At 54.0% G+C, this 17,426-nt stretch carries 17 protein-coding genes; 8 read left to right on the forward strand and 9 right to left on the reverse strand.

The features are described 5' to 3' along the window. Positions 1 to 194: 194 nt before the first annotated feature. Positions 195 to 761, reverse strand: a complete 567-nt coding sequence (gene gmhB, locus MUU47_RS05895) for a D-glycero-beta-D-manno-heptose 1,7-bisphosphate 7-phosphatase (RefSeq protein WP_258987269.1) — start codon at positions 759 to 761, stop codon at positions 195 to 197. 189 nt (positions 762 to 950) lie between these two features. On the opposite strand from gmhB, the gene metN reads away from it, so the two are divergent. The 6 genes from metN to proS all read left to right on the forward strand — a co-directional run bounded on the left by metN (position 951) and on the right by proS (position 6,531). After that, positions 951 to 1,982 (forward strand): methionine ABC transporter ATP-binding protein MetN, encoded by a 1,032-nt coding sequence (gene metN / locus MUU47_RS05900; protein WP_258987270.1) that lies wholly within the window; start codon positions 951 to 953, stop codon positions 1,980 to 1,982. Beyond that, positions 1,975 to 2,628, forward strand: coding sequence for a methionine ABC transporter permease MetI (locus tag MUU47_RS05905; RefSeq protein ID WP_110510867.1), 654 nt, complete (start codon positions 1,975 to 1,977; stop codon positions 2,626 to 2,628). Before metN ends, MUU47_RS05905 begins: the two co-directional genes overlap by 8 nt. Before the next feature lie 41 nt (positions 2,629 to 2,669). Then, a complete protein-coding gene (locus MUU47_RS05910) occupies positions 2,670 to 3,485 on the forward strand; it encodes a MetQ/NlpA family lipoprotein (protein ID WP_258987271.1) in 816 nt (271 codons plus the stop codon). A 106-nt stretch (positions 3,486 to 3,591) separates the two neighbouring features. Continuing rightward, the gene (gene rcsF, locus MUU47_RS05915) at positions 3,592 to 3,996 is read left to right on the forward strand and encodes an envelope stress sensor lipoprotein RcsF (RefSeq protein ID WP_258987273.1); all 405 of its coding nucleotides are present in this window, start codon (positions 3,592 to 3,594) and stop codon (positions 3,994 to 3,996) included. Then, positions 3,993 to 4,700, forward strand: coding sequence for a tRNA (N6-threonylcarbamoyladenosine(37)-N6)-methyltransferase TrmO (tsaA, locus tag MUU47_RS05920; protein ID WP_258987274.1), 708 nt, complete (start codon positions 3,993 to 3,995; stop codon positions 4,698 to 4,700). The genes rcsF and tsaA overlap by 4 nt, the downstream gene beginning before the upstream one ends. A 112-nt stretch (positions 4,701 to 4,812) precedes the next feature. Next, positions 4,813 to 6,531 carry a proline--tRNA ligase gene (gene proS / locus MUU47_RS05925; protein WP_258987275.1) on the forward strand — a complete coding sequence of 573 codons (1,719 nt, stop codon included), beginning with the start codon at positions 4,813 to 4,815 and terminating at the stop codon, positions 6,529 to 6,531. 78 nt (positions 6,532 to 6,609) lie between these two features. Here the strand turns inward: proS and nlpE are convergent, their stop codons facing one another. The 3 genes from nlpE to MUU47_RS05940 are packed head-to-tail and all read right to left on the reverse strand — an operon-like array spanning position 6,610 to position 8,303. Continuing rightward, positions 6,610 to 7,308 carry an envelope stress response activation lipoprotein NlpE gene (nlpE, locus tag MUU47_RS05930; RefSeq protein ID WP_258987277.1) on the reverse strand — a complete coding sequence of 233 codons (699 nt, stop codon included), beginning with the start codon at positions 7,306 to 7,308 and terminating at the stop codon, positions 6,610 to 6,612. A gap of 30 nt (positions 7,309 to 7,338) precedes the next feature. Further along, a complete protein-coding gene (gene arfB / locus MUU47_RS05935) occupies positions 7,339 to 7,761 on the reverse strand; it encodes an alternative ribosome rescue aminoacyl-tRNA hydrolase ArfB (RefSeq protein ID WP_258987278.1) in 423 nt (140 codons plus the stop codon). Further along, complete coding sequence (locus MUU47_RS05940; protein WP_258987279.1) at positions 7,758 to 8,303, reverse strand: YaeQ family protein; 546 nt, start codon at positions 8,301 to 8,303, stop codon at positions 7,758 to 7,760. The genes arfB and MUU47_RS05940 overlap by 4 nt, the downstream gene beginning before the upstream one ends. A 195-nt stretch (positions 8,304 to 8,498) precedes the next feature. On the opposite strand from MUU47_RS05940, the gene MUU47_RS05945 reads away from it, so the two are divergent. Continuing rightward, positions 8,499 to 8,699: a YaeP family protein gene (locus MUU47_RS05945; RefSeq protein WP_110510859.1), complete on the forward strand. Its 201-nt coding sequence runs from the start codon at positions 8,499 to 8,501 to the stop codon at positions 8,697 to 8,699. Further along, positions 8,686 to 8,946 carry a Rho-binding antiterminator gene (gene rof, locus MUU47_RS05950; protein WP_110510858.1) on the forward strand — a complete coding sequence of 87 codons (261 nt, stop codon included), beginning with the start codon at positions 8,686 to 8,688 and terminating at the stop codon, positions 8,944 to 8,946. The genes MUU47_RS05945 and rof overlap by 14 nt, the downstream gene beginning before the upstream one ends. A 17-nt stretch (positions 8,947 to 8,963) precedes the next feature. Here the strand turns inward: rof and tilS are convergent, their stop codons facing one another. The 5 genes from tilS to dnaE form a co-directional block, all read right to left on the reverse strand. Further along, positions 8,964 to 10,265, reverse strand: coding sequence for a tRNA lysidine(34) synthetase TilS (tilS, locus tag MUU47_RS05955; RefSeq protein WP_258987280.1), 1,302 nt, complete (start codon positions 10,263 to 10,265; stop codon positions 8,964 to 8,966). A gap of 3 nt (positions 10,266 to 10,268) precedes the next feature. After that, on the reverse strand, positions 10,269 to 10,658 hold the full coding sequence (locus tag MUU47_RS05960; RefSeq protein ID WP_258987281.1) for a VOC family protein: 390 nt from the start codon (positions 10,656 to 10,658) through the stop codon (positions 10,269 to 10,271). Positions 10,659 to 10,718: 60 nt separating this feature from the next. Then, complete coding sequence (locus tag MUU47_RS05965) at positions 10,719 to 12,857, reverse strand: lysine decarboxylase LdcC (protein WP_258987282.1); 2,139 nt, start codon at positions 12,855 to 12,857, stop codon at positions 10,719 to 10,721. Positions 12,858 to 12,959: 102 nt separating this feature from the next. After that, entirely contained in the window at positions 12,960 to 13,919 is a 960-nt protein-coding gene (gene accA, locus MUU47_RS05970; RefSeq protein WP_258987284.1) for an acetyl-CoA carboxylase carboxyl transferase subunit alpha, read from the reverse strand. Between the two features lie 12 nt (positions 13,920 to 13,931). After that, positions 13,932 to 17,414 carry a DNA polymerase III subunit alpha gene (dnaE, locus tag MUU47_RS05975; protein WP_258987285.1) on the reverse strand — a complete coding sequence of 1,161 codons (3,483 nt, stop codon included), beginning with the start codon at positions 17,412 to 17,414 and terminating at the stop codon, positions 13,932 to 13,934. Positions 17,415 to 17,426: the final 12 nt, after the last annotated feature.

Genomic DNA, 17,426 nt, shown 5'->3' on the forward strand with positions numbered 1-17,426 from the left:
GGTGGCGTATATTACGCTTTCCTCTTTCAGAGTCAACCCTTAATTTCAGGATTTTTAACTCTCATCGCCGCCGGTACACTGTGAAGTTGTTCACATGTTCCGTGTCGATGGAGGCGCATTATAGGGAGCTGCTGAAGAATGACAAGCGGAAAAATGCATTTTTATTTCAACCGCTCACCTTTTCGCCTGAACGCTTACTTATTCTGCTTTTTGATGGCTGCAGGCAGCGCAGCAAGGCTATCAAGCACCCAATCCGCTGCATTTTCCGCCTCATCGGTCACTGGCTTGCCGGTACGCACTAATACTTTAGTACCCACGCCTGCAGCTGTGGCCGCCTGCATATCCTCTATTTTGTCGCCAACCATAAAGGAGGCGTCCATATCGATATGAAGGAAATCACGGGCAGAAATCAACATTCCCGGATGTGGCTTACGGCAATCGCAGACCTGGCGGTACTCTTCTACTGTTCCTTGCGGATGATGCGGACAGAAATAGATGCCATCCAGATCAACACCACGATCGGCCAGCGACCAGTCCATCCACTCAGTTAATGTTTCAAACTGCGCTTCGGTAAATTTGCCACGTGCAATTCCGGACTGGTTGGTCACCAACACCAGCGCATAGCCCATCTCTTTTAGCTCACGCATAGCGTCAATGGCGCCATCGATAAATTCGAATGCGTCGATTTCGTGGACGTAACCATGATCGACATTAATAGTGCCATCACGGTCTAAAAAAATAGCGGGTACGGTTTTTGCCACCGGTTTGCTCCTGAGTAAGGCTTGTGGCGCTAGTATCTCATTTTTCCTGCGCCAATAAAGTGCTCATTATTGCCCTCCCGGATTGATTTAGACGTCTGGATGCCTTAACATCCATTTCATTGATAGTCGCTGCACCTCTGCAGCAGCACAAAATTCCACGGCAAATCACCAAACGATAATAAATAGCTAATGATAAAACTTTCGAATATCACCAAAGTGTTCCAGCAAGGCAATAAAAGCATTCAGGCGTTGAATAACGTCAGCCTGCATGTGCCTGCAGGGCAAATTTACGGCGTCATCGGAGCATCAGGTGCAGGTAAGAGCACGCTGATCCGCTGCGTCAATTTACTCGAGCGCCCAACCCAGGGAAGCGTTCTTGTTGATGGGCAGGACTTAACTGCCCTTTCCGAATCACAGTTAACCAAAGCACGTCGCCAGATTGGCATGATTTTCCAGCATTTTAACCTGCTGGCATCACGTACCGTTTTCGGCAACGTTGCCCTACCGCTTGAGCTGGACAACACCTCTAAAGAAGAAGTGAAGCGTCGCGTGACGGAACTGCTGGAACTGGTTGGTTTGTCAGATAAACACGACAGCTACCCGGCGAACCTTTCCGGTGGTCAGAAACAGCGCGTGGCCATCGCCCGTGCACTGGCAAGCAATCCAAAAGTTCTGCTGTGTGATGAAGCCACCAGCGCACTGGATCCGGCCACTACCCGTTCTATTCTCGAGTTATTGAAAGATATTAACCGTCGCCTCGGCCTGACCATTCTGCTTATCACCCACGAAATGGACGTGGTTAAGCGCATCTGTGACTGCGTGGCTGTTATCAGTAACGGTGAGTTGATCGAGCAGGATACGGTGAGTGAAGTGTTCTCTCATCCGAAAACGCCACTGGCACAGCAATTCATTCAGTCCACGCTGCACCTGGACATTCCGGAAGACTATCTGACTCGCCTGAAACCAGAACAGCTGGCGGACAGCGTGCCAATGCTGCGTATGGAATTTACCGGCCAGTCCGTCGATGCACCTCTGCTGTCAGAAACCGCCCGCCTCTTTAATGTGAATAACAACATTATTAGTGCACAGATGGATTACGCCGGCGGCGTGAAGTTCGGCATTATGCTGACTGAAATGCACGGCACACACGAAGATACGCAAGCCGCCATTGCCTGGCTGCAAGAACACCATGTGAAAGTAGAGGTACTGGGTTATGTCTGAGCCGATGATGTGGTTACTGGCGCGTGGCGTTTGGGAAACGTTGGCAATGACCTTTGTTTCTGGTTTCTTTGGTTTCGTATTGGGTCTGCCTGTGGGCGTGTTGCTGTATGTCACACGTCCAGGCCAGATTGCTGAGAACGTGAAGCTGTACGGTATTCTCTCTGCGCTGGTGAATATCTTCCGTTCTATTCCATTCATTATTCTGCTGGTATGGATGATTCCATTTACTCGCGTGATTGTCGGAACCTCTATCGGCCTGCAGGCAGCGATCGTTCCGCTGACCGTAGGTGCAGCACCGTTTATCGCCCGTATGGTGGAAAACGCCCTGCTGGAAATCCCGACCGGCCTGATTGAAGCTTCCCGCGCAATGGGTGCCACGGTCATGCAGATCGTTCGCAAAGTCCTGTTGCCAGAGGCACTCCCGGGTCTGGTAAACGCGGCCACCATTACGCTCATCACTCTGGTCGGTTACTCCGCGATGGGCGGTGCCGTCGGTGCCGGGGGTCTGGGTCAGATTGGCTATCAGTACGGTTACATCGGCTATAACGCCACGGTAATGAATACCGTGCTGGTATTACTGGTTGTTCTGGTTTATTTAATTCAATTCTCTGGCGATCGTATCGTCCGGGCTGTCACTCACAAGTAACGTTACACACAACATACAACTCTAAGAGTTAAGGAAAGAAAATGGCGTTCAAGTTAAAAACCTTTGCGGCCGTGGGTGCCCTGATTGGTTCTCTGGCACTGGTGGGTTGTGGTCCGGATCAGAAAGACCCTAACCATATTAAAGTCGGTGTGATCGTGGGTGCAGAACAGCAGGTTGCTGAAGTTGCTCAAAAAGTAGCAAAAGAGAAGTATGGCCTTGACGTTGAACTCGTGACCTTCAACGACTACGTCCTGCCTAACGAAGCACTGAGCAAAGGCGACATTGACGCCAACGCCTTCCAGCACAAACCATACCTGGATCAGCAGATCAAAGATCGCGGTTACAAACTGGTTCCAGTCGGCAGCACCTTCGTTTATCCAATTGCTGGCTACTCTAAAAAAATCAAATCTCTGGACGAACTCCAGCCGGGTTCTCAGGTTGCCGTGCCTAACGATCCAACCAACCTCGGTCGTTCCCTGCTGCTGCTGCAGAAAGTGGGCCTGATCAAACTGAAAGAAGGTGTTGGTCTGCTGCCGACCTCTCTGGACATTACCGAGAACCCAAAAAACCTGAAAATTGTTGAGCTGGAAGCCCCGCAGCTGCCACGTTCCCTCGACGATGCTCAGATTGCACTGGCCGTTATCAACACCACTTACGCAAGCCAGATTGGCCTGACTCCAGCGAAAGACGGCATCTTTGTTGAAGACAAAGACTCCCCGTACGTAAACCTGATCGTGAGCCGTGAAGACAACAAAGACGCGGAAAACGTGAAGAAATTCGTCGAAGCGTATAACTCTGACGAAGTCTACGAAGCCGCCAACAAGATCTTCAACGGTGGCGCGGTTAAAGGCTGGTAATCTTTTCACAAAGTAATATCATTCAGGACGGGCTTTTGCCCGTCTTGTCATTTTGGCGGGCAGCTGATTCAATAAGTTCGGCTTTTTAATACATTGAGGAAATACTATGCGTGCTTTACCGATCTGTTTTGTAGCGCTCATCCTGAGCGGCTGTTCCATGTTAAACAGATCTCCCGTAGAACCTGTACAAAGCACCGCAACTCCGCCAAAAACCGAGCCTGCCAAACCGAAAGCACCGCGCCCTGCCCCGGTAAAAATCTATAACAGCGCCGAAGACCTGCTTGGCAAACCGTTCCGCGATCTCGGCGAAGTCAGTGGCGAATCCTGCCAGGCATCAAACCAGGATTCTCCACCGAATATCCCAACCGCCCGTAAGCGTCTGCAAATTAACGCTGCGAAAATGAAAGCCAACGCGGTTCTGCTGCATAGCTGTGAAGTCACCAGCGGCACCCCAGGCTGCTATCGCCAGGCCGTTTGCCTCGGAAGTGCCCTCAACGTTTCGGCGAAATGAGTGCATTTTCCTTTGAGCAGATAGGCGTTATCCGCTCGCCCTATAAAGAGAAGTTTGCCGTTCCGCGCCAGCCTGGTCTGGTGCAACACGGTAACGGCGAACTTCACTTGCTGCCCCCATATAATCAGCCAGATGCCGTTCGCGGTCTTGAAGCCTTCAGCCACCTCTGGGTGCTGTTCGTGTTTCATCAAACCATGGAAGGCGGTTGGCGTCCGACCGTTCGCCCTCCCCGTCTTGGCGGAAATGCAAGAATGGGCGTGTTTGCAACCCGCTCCACTTTCCGTCCTAACCCTGTCGGGATGTCACTGGTCGAACTAAAAGACATTCGCTGTCATAAAGATCAGGTCATTCTGCAGCTTGGCAGTCTGGACTTAGTAGACGGCACGCCAGTGGTGGATATCAAACCGTATCTGCCGTTTGCCGAAGCGCTACCGGATGCCCAGGCGAGCTACGCGCAGCAGGCACCGGTTGCCAGCGTGAACGTCAGCTTCACCGCAGAACTCGAAAGCGCATTTCCGTCACTTGAAAAGCGTTATCCTCATCTTCGCGCCTTTATAATGGATGTACTGGCTCAGGACCCGCGTCCGGCCTACCGTAAAGGGGAGGAGACAGGAAAAACTTACGCCGTCTGGCTGCATGATTTTAACGTTCGCTGGCGCGTCACCGACGCCGGGTTCGAAGTCTTTGCTCTGGAAGCGCGCTAATTTTCTTCTCCTCTCTTTTGACAACTCTGCCAGGCTGATAAACTAAACCACTTTTTTTGTATCTGGCGGGCTTTCCCGCCAGTGCCGATCGTTCAAATGGAACCGTAATAACATGCGTACTAGTCAATACTTGCTCTCCACGCTGAAGGAGACACCTGCCGATGCCGAGGTTATCAGCCACCAGCTGATGCTGCGCGCCGGGATGATTCGTAAGCTCGCTTCCGGGTTGTACACCTGGCTGCCGACCGGCCTGCGCGTCCTGAAAAAAGTCGAAAACATCGTGCGTGAAGAAATGGATAACGCCGGTGCAATCGAGGTGTCCATGCCCGTGGTTCAGCCTGCTGACCTGTGGCAGGAGAGCGGTCGCTGGGAGCAGTACGGTCCTGAGCTGCTGCGTTTTGTCGATCGCGGCGATCGTCCATTTGTTCTCGGCCCAACGCATGAAGAAGTCATCACCGACCTGATTCGTAACGAGTTGAGCTCTTACAAACAGCTGCCGCTGAACTTCTATCAGATCCAGACCAAATTCCGTGATGAAGTTCGTCCCCGTTTTGGTGTGATGCGCTCCCGTGAATTCATCATGAAAGACGCCTACTCGTTCCATACGTCTCAGGAATCCCTGCAGGAAACGTATGACGCGATGTACGCGGCTTACAGCAAAATCTTCAGCCGTATGGGTCTGGATTTCCGTGCTGTTCAGGCTGATACCGGTTCTATCGGCGGTAGCGCATCTCACGAATTCCAGGTACTGGCGTCCAGCGGTGAAGATGACGTTATCTTCTCTGACTCTTCTGACTTCGCAGCAAACATTGAGTTTGCTGAAGCGCTGGCACCAAAAGCACCACGTGCGGCGGCTACCCAGGAAATGACGCTGGTTGAAACGCCAAACGCAAAAACCATCGCCGAGCTGGTTGAGCAGTTTAATCTGCCGATTGAGAAAACCGTTAAAACTCTACTGGTGAAAGCGGTTGAAGACAGCGCGTACCCGCTGGTTGCGCTGCTGGTGCGTGGCGATCACGAACTGAACGAAGTGAAAGCAGAAAAACTGGCCCAGGTTGCCAGCCCGCTGACTTTCGCAACCGAAGCTGAAATTCGTGCCATCGTCAATGCCGGCCCGGGTTCCCTCGGTCCGGTCAACATGACCATTCCCGTGGTTATCGACCGTACCGTTGCCGCAATGAGCGATTTCGCCGCTGGCGCAAACATCGACGGTAAACACTACTTCGGCATCAACTGGGACCGCGATGTAGCGACTCCGGAAGTGGCTGATATCCGTAATGTGGTGGCAGGCGATCCAAGCCCAGACGGTCAAGGCACGCTGCTTATCAAGCGCGGGATCGAAGTCGGTCACATCTTCCAGCTCGGGACCAAGTATTCCGAAGCGATGAAAGCCTCTGTACAGGGTGAAGACGGTCGTAACCAGACTCTGACCATGGGCTGTTACGGTATCGGTGTGACCCGCGTGGTTGCAGCGGCTATCGAGCAGAACCACGACGAGCGCGGCATCGTGTGGCCGGACAACATTGCTCCGTTCCAGGTTGCAATCCTGCCAATGAACATGCACAAATCCTATCGCGTTCAGGAACTGGCCGAGAAACTGTACGCCGAGCTGCGCGCTCAGGGTATTGAAGTGCTGATGGACGATCGTAAAGAGCGTCCGGGCGTGATGTTTGCCGATATGGAACTGATCGGTATTCCACATACCGTGGTCATCGGCGACCGTAACCTCGACAGCGACGAAATTGAATACAAATACCGTCGCAACGGCGAAAAGCAGATGATCAAAACCGGGGACATCCTCAACTACCTGGTTCAGTCGATTAAAGGCTAAGTCTGCTGCCCTTCAGGCATAAAAAATACCAGCCCATTATGCGGCTGGCATTTTTTTATCTGCAGTTTACGTTCTGCTTCAGTTACCGCACGCTTTACCCGGCAAGAACTTCGCGTCTTTATCGGCTTTCAGGGTTTTCACCTGTTCGCCAGTATCCGGATTCGCTTCCAGCGTGAAATGCCCTTCAACGGTCAGAAGCACAGGCTTGCTTTCCGTGCCACGCGCAGCAGCATAATCACGTTCCAGCTGGGCATTATTCGCCACCGCTACACGTTTGCCCGTCGCGCAATCGGTAAAGACGGCTGCATCCGCCATGTAGATATACATCCCGCGCATCGCCATTGGCGTGATTGGCAGGCTGGATTTCACCGGCTCCAGCGTGTAATTCAGCGTCGAGACAATCGGATTGCCTTCGCTGTCCAGCATTTCCAGCTTATCGCCTTTCGCACGATAGTAAGACTTCTCGCCTTTGCTGTCGGTCAGCACCAGCTTTTCAGCCGTGCGGGCCCATGTACCGTAGGAACCGAACGATGAAGGCTCACGCGTAACGCCCTGATAACGCTCATTCATCACCCAGGTACCGTCTTTTTCCAGGAACAGCGACGTTTCAATTCCTTCGCAATCAGCGCACGGCAGAATGCCGCGCCAGCTTTGCTGCATCGGTTGCAGCGCGGTGTCCTGCCCTGCCTTTAGCGTCTGTTCATCTGAACGGTTATTACAGCCAGGCAATGCACAAAGCATGCTAATCGCTGCGAGGGTCACCAGTACCTTCTTCACCTTAATTTCCTTATGTGGCTCAATTTGGGGTCAGTCCCCAGAACTCCGGACTTTGCCACGCATCGCTTTTACCGATGACTTCTGCGACTTAGACGCCAGCCGGCGCTCTTTCGACGCCCGCGTTGGGCGCGTTGCCCGACGGTGTTTTTGTACAACGGTCAGGGTCTGAATCACCGAGACCAGCCGCGCGACGGCCGCTTCACGGTTCATTTCCTGACTGCGATATTCCTGCGACTTAATGATTATCACGCCCTCGGCGGTAATCAAATGGTGGCTGGCAGCCAACAGTCGCTCTTTGTAGTACTCTGGCAGGCTGGAGGCCCGAATGTCAAAGCGCAGGTGAATCGCCGTTGAGGTCTTATTCACGTTCTGCCCGCCGTTGCCCTGCGCACGAATCGCGGTGATCTCCACCTCTTCATCGCCCAGAGACACCGACTGGGAGATAACAATCATTTCGACTGCTGCCAGCTGGTTGGGACGATTTCCAGATTATTCTGACCATCGGACAGCCACAGCGTGCCTTCCTGAAGCGTCGCCTGGAGTGACATATTGCGCGCCGCAAACGCCGTCAGCTGCGACAGTTGCGTATCGTCAAAGTACCAGATGCTCAGGTTTTTGAACCCGGCCAGCGCGGACTGATTTTGCTGCCACCAGATTTCCGCGGCGCGGCTGTTGTAGGTGAACAGCGCCACCTGCTTCGAACGCGAACAGGCTTTCTTAATGCGGCGTTCTTCGGGTAAACCGAGTTCAATCCACAGGTCGATACCCAAATGATCGTTGAGCAGCCACACTTCCGGCTCGTCATCCGCGCTCAGGCCACGGGTAAACTGCAGACGATCGTCGGCATACATGATCCAGGCCAGCAGGCGCAGCATCATACGCTCTTCGGTTTCTGACGGATGTCGTGCCAGCGTCAGGCTGGCATCGAGAAACTGGTTACGGTCGAGGTCAGCAACATTGACCGCCGCTTTATAAATTGTCGCTTTCAGCGCCATGATTTTACTCCTGAAAATTGGCAGCCATTGTACCGAAATCAGCCGCAAAAGGCTGTCGCCAATTCACCGCAAGACAGCTCATCCTGCTGATATTGCTTAAATGAGTATGGTATAGTCACCTTGCTAAACAGAGTTTATCTTCGTAGGCTTAAACTTGCATCCCACAGTTAAGTCAGAACGCTGACAGGAGGGCATGTGGAAAAGTATTGTGAGTTAATACGCAAGCGGTATGCAGAAATCGCCAGCGGAGACCTGGGATATATACCTGATTCGCTGGGTTGTGTGCTAAAAGTATTGAATGAGGTGGCGTCAGATGACGCGATTTCAGAGTCGGTCAGGGAAAAAGCGGCCTTTGCGGCGGCAAACTTACTGGTGAGCGATTATGTCAATGAATGAGTCTTATCAACCCATCAACTGTGATGACTATGACAATCTCGAACTCGCCTGTCAGAACCATCTCGTTTTGGCGCTGGAGCTGAAAGATGGCGAAGTGCTGAAGGCGAAAGCAAACGATCTAGTCTCACGCAAAAACGTTGAGTACCTTGTCGTTGAAACCTCAGGCGAAAGCCGTGAATTGCGACTCGACAAGATAGCCAGCTTTAGCCACCCGGATATCGGTACCGTGGTGGTAAGCGAAGAGTAATCCGCAGACGGGCAGTGCTACTGCCCGTTTTTTTGTCTGGTAATTGCCAAACCAACGTCCCCTTCCCTGCACTGCCCGTCGAGCGTCACAAAATATCCCGCCGCTGCAATTAACGTTTCATTATAAAAAAGCAGCGGCGTGGTTTCCCTTAGCCACGGCGCGACGCCCAGCTCCTGCCAGATTTTCTTCAGCTTACGCCCGCCGCTGCGTCCGACAATATGCAACGTACCGGACGCGGTATAACGTACGCTGACGTGCTCATCGGCGTGCGGCGCGCGGATATCTTTTCCCTCACTGAACCGAAGCGTATCGCCGTTGGGTAGCAACAGCGGTTGAGTCATGTCAGCCCACTCCAGCTGCGTGGCATTTTGCCGTTCGTATGTCGGGACCCACCACAGCTGCTGCTGATAGCGCCGAACTTCAAAATCGCCCAGGCGCACCAGCGGATTCGCGTCATCACGCGCCAACGCCACTTCCTGCCAGAGTCGTTCCAGCATCGCACGCGACGGCATCATCGCCTGATGCCCCGCAAGCCAGCGCCGAATCAAGGCCCCGCGGCGGGAATCGCTCACTTTCAACAGCGGTTCGATGGCGAGCTGCCCTTGCGTACCGGTGAGCTTGGCCAATTCTTCAGCCAGCAGCTCATCCAGCAATTGTTCCTGCTCACCACACAATGCCGCGCTGCGTGCTGCCGCATCGGCAAAATTCGGCCAACGTTCCGTCAGGAGCGGCACTATCCTCAGACGCAGGAAGTTACGATCGTAGGCGTCGTCGCCATTACTTTCATCTTCAATCCAGCGTAACCGTTGTTCGGCCGCCCACTGTTCAAGCGTTTCTCTGCGCAGATTGAGCAACGGGCGCAGTAGCGTCGTTCCGGCAAAGGCCGATTCTACAGACATGCCCGACAGCCCCGCCGGACCACTACCTCGCTTGAGCGCCAACAGCAGCGTTTCACACTGATCGTCTAAATGCTGCGCCGTGACCAGCGCTTCGCCCGGTTGCAACGCCGTCCGAAAAGCATCGTAGCGCGCTTCACGGGCGTGAGCTTCTACGCCAAGACCTTCATTGGCCAGCGTCACCCTGACCACTTCCAACGGCACTTGCAGCCCGGTACAAACCTGCTGACAGTGCGCAACCCAGGCGTCAGCATTCGCACTCAGCCCATGATGAATGTGGATAGCGCGCAGCGTGACGTCAGGTGATTGCTCTCGCCAGCACGCCAGCTGATGCAAAAGCACCGTCGAATCCAGGCCGCCGCTGAAGGCGACCAGAAAATGTCGATAAGGCTGTAACGCGTCGATGACAGATTTCAGGCTCATGAGTTATTGCTGATACAGCTCCAACGGCAGTCCGTCCGGATCGTTAAAGAAAGTAAAGCGGCGATCGGTAAACGGGTCGATTCGAATCGCCTCGCATTTCACACCGTGGGTTTCGAGATGGGCAACGGAAGCATCGAGGTCATCCACGCTAAAGGCCAAATGGCGCAGGCCGCACGCTTCAGGGCGTGATGGACGTGCAGGCGGAAACGGAAAAGAAAACAGCTCGATAGTATACTGGCCGTTAAGCGCCAAATCGCCTTTCCAGGAATCCCGCTCTTCACGATAAAACTCGCCCTGCAGGGTGAAGCCCAAAATATCGCAGTAGAACGCCTTACTGTTGGCATAGTTGCTTGCGATGATGGCAATGTGGTGAACCTGTTTTAAACCCAGCATGTTTTCTCCTTATTGATATCCGCAGCACGTTACCTGTGGCAAGCCGCCTGACGCAAGACATCAGGCCTCTTTTAAGACTCGTACCCAGTACACGCCATCTTCATCACGCTTCGCGCCGTGGATGTCGGTTTCAAAGCCAGGATAATGACGCCCAATGGAACACAGCATCAGCAGGAAATCGAGCACCGCCCGGCTTTCCTCGGTGATCACCTCTCCCGGCATCAGCAGCGGAACGCCCGGTGGATACGGCAGGATCATGTTAGCCGAAACGCGGCCCACCAGCTGCTCTATCGGGATTGTTTCCACCTCACCTTTGATCTGCCGCTGCCAGGCTTTATGCGGCGTCATTTTCATTTCCGGCAGCACGTCGAACGCGCGCAGCATCAGATGCGAAAGCTGATGCTGACAGATAAGTTTGTGGATCCCCTGCGCCAGATCCTGAATGCGCATATTGCGATAGAAATCAGGATCCTCCGCATACAGATCCGGTAGCATGTTTTTGACCCGTAAATTCAGATCGTAGGCGCGTTTAAACTCCGTCAGGCCACGCAGTAAGCCCATTGCCCGAGTTTTGTCGATCCCGATGCTGAACAGGAACAGCAAATTATACGGCCCGGTTTTCTCAACCACCACGCCTCGCTCATCGAGGAATTTCGCCACCAGCGCCGCCGGGATCCCCTCTTCGCTCATGTTGCCCTGCTCATCCATCCCCGGCGTCAGGATCGTCACTTTCACCGGATCGAGGAACATATGATCCGCATCGGCATCGGTAAATCCGTGCCAGTCTTCTCCCGGCGAAACCGGCCAGCATTCGGCTTCATCCACCTTTTCAGGCTGCCAGATGTCAAAGAACCAGCCGTCAGACTCTTCGCGCAGACGTTGTACCTCTTTACGGAAATGCAGCGCGCGTTCAACGGAACGGTTAATCAGGCGCTTACCCGGATTTCCGCGCAGCATCGCCGCGGCGGTTTCAATCGAGGCAACAATCGGATAACTCGGCGACGTCGAGGTATGCATCATAAAGGCCTCGTTGAAGGTATCTTCGTCATAGTCGCCTTTGATGTGAATAAGCGACGCCTGCGACAGCGCCGCCAGCATTTTATGCGTGGACTGCGTTTCGTAGATGACTTTACCCGGTACACGATCGCCGCTCATGCCACTTTTACCTTCATAAATCGCATGAAAATTCGTGTAAGGCACCCACGCAGAATCGAAGTGAATCGACGGCACGTCGAGAGTTTCTTTAATCCAGGTGGTGTTATACAGCAGACCGTCATAGGTGGAGTTGGTAATAACCGCGTGGACCGGCCATTCCGCCCCAAAAGTGGCGCTGACTTTTTGCGTGATGCTGTCGCGGGTAAACTCCCGTTTCGGGATCCCGCCCAGAATGCCAAGCGCATTGCGGGTCGGCTTCAACCACAGCGGCACCACGTCGCTCATCATCAGTAAATGCGCCAGCGACTTATGACAGTTGCGGTCAATCAGCAGCGTACTTCCCGTCGGAGCCGCGTACATGCCGACGATTTTGTTCGACGTCGACGTGCCGTTGGTCACCATGTAACTCTGCTCGGCACCAAATGTACGGGCGATATATTCTTCCGCTTCCAGATGCGGGCCGGTATGGTCGAGCAGTGAGCCCAACTCAGTCACCGATATCGAGACATCCGCCTTCAGAGTATTTCCGCCGAAGAAGTCGTAAAACAGGCAGCCCACCGGGCTTTTTTGATACGCCGTGCCTGCCATGTGTCCTGGCGTACAGAAGGTATATTTCCCCTCTTTGACATAGTTAAACAGCGCCCGGGTAAACGGCGGAGTGATGTTGTCGAGGTATTCGGTGGTGTACTGGCATATGCGCGTGGCGATGTCTTCTTCCGCACCCAACGCGTACTCAAAGAACCACAGCGCCATGCGCATATCGTTGACGCTGACATCCAGCGTGGAATGGGTGTTGATGAATGCGTAAAGCGGCAAATATTCGTTGAGCTGATTGATATCGCGGCACAGCTCTTCACCGTATTCGTCCCAGTCGAAGATAACTCCGCAGATTCGCGGATTCTGCTCAATGAACTTGATGAGGTCAGCGCTGTTTTGCGGCCAGATAATTTTGAATCCCTGCTGCGTCAACGACGCTTCCAGGTCCTTAATCGGCTGATCTTTGTAGTAGACGCCGTGCGGCCCCATGATGGCGATAATATTCACGCATTCCTCCTGGAAAAAAACCTGTGCTAATCATAGCGCAGCTGAACCGCAGGTATAAAAAAAGCCACACGACGTGTGGCTTTTTCGGAGCACTCTTTACGCTTACGCGTAGCCGTAGCTCATCAGGCGCTGGTAGCGACGGTTGAGCAGGTCTTCGGTGCTCAGCACCTCCAGGTCTTCCAGATCGGCCAACAGCTGGGCTTTCAGGCTTGCAGCCATCACTTCCGGCTTACGATGCGCGCCACCCAGTGGTTCAGGGATAACGGTATCGATAAGCTTCAGCTCTTTCAGACGCGGCGCGATGATGCCCATGGCTTCAGCAGCCAGTGGCGCTTTGTCAGCGCTTTTCCACAGAATGGAGGCGCAACCTTCTGGAGAGATAACGGAATAGGTGCTGTATTGCAGCATATTCACTTTATCACCCACACCAATCGCCAGCGCACCACCGGAGCCACCTTCACCAATAACGGTACAGATAACCGGCACCTTCAGACGAGACATTTCACGCAGGTTGCGGGCGATCGCTTCAGACTGACCGCGCTCTTCCGCGCCCACGCCAGGGTATGCGCCCGGGGTGTCGATGAAGGTCACGATAGGCATTTTGAAGCGTTCAGCCATTTCCATCAGGCGCAGCGCTTTACGGTAACCTTCCGGAGCCGGCATACCGAAGTTGCGGCGAATTTTCTCTTTGGTTTCACGGCCTTTCTGGTGGCCAATGACCATCACCGGGCGCCCATCCAGACGTGCGATACCGCCGACGATAGCTTTGTCGTCGGCATAGGCACGATCGCCCGCCAGCTCGTCAAACTCATCGAACGCCAGGCGCAGATAATCCAGGGTATATGGGCGCTGCGGATGGCGTGCCAGCTGGGCCACTTGCCATGCACCAAGATCGGCGAAGATTTTACGTGTCAGTTCTACGCTTTTTTCACGCAGACGATGCACTTCTTCGTCGATGTTAATATCCAGTTTTTCATCCTGACGGCCCACGGCGGTCAGAGAATCGATTTTCGCTTCCAGCTCTGCAATCGGCTGTTCGAAATCAAGGAAATTCAGACTCATAGTATTCCTGTATTAGTCAAACTCCAGTTCCACCTGCTCCGACCCAATGAGGCCACGCAACTCGTTCAGTAAACGGTCGCTCGGAGAAACACGCCAGGTCGCGCCAAAGCGCAGCCGTGCGCGTGCATCCGCCCTCTGATAGTAGAGATGTACTGGAATTGTCCCCGAACGATGGGGTTCCAGAGACTGACGGAGACGGTTTAAAAGCTGGTCATCAATTTGCCTGTCCGTCAGCGAGATAGCAAGCCCGCGAGCATATTTTTCCCGGGCTTCGTCAATGTCCATAACTTCACGGGCGGTCATTTTAAGCCCCCCGCTGAAGTCATCAAAGCTGACCTGTCCGCTGACGATAAGTATGCGGTCTTTTTCCAGCAAATGCTGGTATTTATCCAGCGCGTCGGTGAACAACATCACCTCCAGCCGCCCGGAACGGTCATCCAGCGTACAGATGCCGATACGATTGCCTCGCTTGGTGACCATTACCCGCGAAGCAATCACGAGCCCCGCCGCCGTGGTCACTTTACCACGATCGGTCGGATGCATGTCTTTAAGCCTCAGGCCGCCGACATAGCGCTCAATTTCTCTGAGATACTGGGTGATCGGGTGGCCGGTCAGGTATAAGCCCAACGTTTCCCGTTCACCATCCAATACGATTTGTTCCGGCCACGGCTGGCAGCTGGCGTAGGACTGTTCCACCTGTTCCGGCTCATCGGCCAGAACACCAAACATATCCGCCTGGCCAATGGCTTCGGCTTTGGCATGCTGATCTGCCGCTTTTAATGCGTCAGGCAGCGAGTTTGCCAGCGCCGCGCGGTGCGGCCCGAGGCGGTCAAACGCCCCGGACATGATCAGTTTTTCCAGCACCCGTTTGTTAAGCTTTTTGGTGTCTACGCGCGCGCAGAGGTCAAACAGCTCGCGGAAATAACCGCCTTCATTACGTGCTTCAAGAATCGCTTCAATCGGGCCTTCGCCGACGCCTTTAATCGCGCCGATCCCGTATACAATTTCCCCTTCGTCATTGACGTGGAAATGATACAACCCGGAATTGATATCCGGCGGCAGAATTTTCAGCCCCATGCGCCAGCATTCATCCACCAACCCGACGACTTTTTCGGTGTTATCCATATCGGCCGTCATGACCGCCGCCATAAATTCAGCCGGATAGTGTGCTTTCAGCCACAGCGTCTGGTAAGAAACCAGCGCGTAGGCCGCGGAGTGCGATTTGTTAAACCCGTACCCGGCGAATTTTTCCACCAGGTCGAAGATTTTCATCGACAGTTCGCCATCGACGCCGTTGTTAATTGCGCCTTCTTCGAACGTGCCGCGCTGCTTGGCCATCTCTTCAGGCTTTTTCTTACCCATCGCACGACGCAGCATATCCGCGCCGCCAAGGGTATAACCCGACAATACCTGGGCAATCTGCATAACCTGTTCCTGGTACAGGATGATGCCGTAGGTCGGCTCCAGTACAGGTTTCAGGCTTTCGTGCTGCCATTGTACGTCAGGATAGGAAATCTCTTCGCGCCCGTGCTTACGGTCGATAAAGTTATCTACCATGCCGGACTGCAGCGGCCCAGGACGGAACAAGGCCACCAGGGCTATCATATCTTCGAAGCAGTCAGGCTGCAGACGCTTAATCAGGTCTTTCATGCCGCGGGATTCAAGCTGGAACACCGCAGTGGTTTCCGAGCGTTGCAGCATGTCGAAGCTTTTCTTATCTTCCAGCGGGATAGCGGCGATATCAATCGGCTCTAAGCCCTGCTTCGCCCGGCGCGGGTTGATCATCTTCAACGCCCAGTCGATGATCGTCAGCGTACGCAGACCCAGGAAGTCAAACTTCACCAGCCCGGCATATTCCACGTCGTTTTTATCGAACTGGGTCACCGGATGAAGCCCGGATTCATCACAGTACAGCGGGGCAAAGTCGGTAATTTTAGTCGGCGCGATAACCACGCCCCCGGCGTGCTTGCCGGCGTTACGGGTGACCCCTTCGAGCTGACGAGCCATATCAATCAGCCCGCGAACTTCTTCATCTGCCTCGTAGATTTCCGGCAACTGAGGTTCAGCTTCAAAGGCTTTGGCAAGCGTCATGCCCGGGTCGGGCGGCACCAGCTTAGAGATTCTATCGACGAAACCGTACGGGTGACCGAGCACGCGGCCCACGTCACGGATAACCGCTTTCGCCGCCATCGTACCGAAGGTAATAATCTGTGATACCGCGTCACGTCCGTACATTTCCGCCACGTGTTCGATAACCTGGTCGCGTTTCTCCATACAGAAGTCAACGTCGAAGTCGGGCATGGAAACACGTTCCGGGTTCAGGAAACGTTCGAACAGCAGGTCGAACTCTAGCGGATCGAGGTCGGTAATGCTCAGCGCATACGCCACCAGCGAACCGGCACCGGAACCACGTCCTGGGCCTACCGGCACGCCGTTATCCTTCGACCACTGGATAAATTCCATTACGATTAGGAAGTAGCCCGGGAACCCCATCTGGTTAATAACCTGAAGTTCGATGTCCAAACGCTCATCGTAGGGCGGGCGTTTTTCAGCGCGTACGGCCGGGTCCGGGAACAGGAATTCAAGACGTTCTTCCAGACCTTCTTTCGATTTCACGACGAGGAAATCTTCTGTGGTCATATCGCCGGTCGGGAACTGCGGCAGGAAGTATTCACCGAGACGGACGGTGACGTTACAGCGTTTAGCGATTTCAACGGTGTTGGCCAGCGCTTCCGGAATATCGGAAAACAGCTCACACATCTCGTCTTCGTTACGCATGTACTGCTGCGCCGAATAGTTACGCGGACGCTTAGGATCGTCGAGCGTGAAACCGTCGTGAATGGCTACGCGAATTTCATGTGCGTCGAAGTCGCTGGCATCAATAAAACGCACGTCGTTGGTTGCTACGACAGGTAAACCGCGCTCTTCGGCCAGTTTTACCGCCGCGTGCAGGTAATTTTCTTCGTCCTGGCGACCGGTACGGATCAGCTCCAGATAGTAGCGATCCGGGAAATGTTCTTCGTAGAACGCCGCACACTGCTCGGCCAGCGCCAGGTTGCCGCGCAGCAACGCCCGGCCCACATCGCCCATTCGTGCACCGGAAAGCAGGATCAGTCCTTCTTTCTGCTCGACCAGCCAGTCTCTGTCGATATACGGCCCTTGTGCGCCGTACCCGCGCTGATAGGCGCGTGAAATCAGCAACGTCAGATTCTGATAGCCTTCGTTATTGGTGGCAATGACCGTCAGCTGTGTCAGTTCATCGGCAAACAGCTCGCTTTGAACGTGGAAATCCGCACCGATAATCGGCTTCAGACCGGCTCCGTGACCCGCACCGTAGAACTTCACCAGGCCGCAGAGGTTGGTGAAATCGGTGATCGCCAGCGCAGGCATGCCGAGAGCGGCCGCCTTTTTCACCAGCGGTCCGGTCTTCGCCAGCCCATCAATCATGGAGTAGTCGCTATGCACCCGCAGGTGTACGAAACGTGGTTCAGCCATCTTCAGAATTCC

Source organism: Scandinavium hiltneri (genome assembly GCF_024764835.1).
Lineage (GTDB): Bacteria > Pseudomonadota > Gammaproteobacteria > Enterobacterales > Enterobacteriaceae > Scandinavium > Scandinavium hiltneri.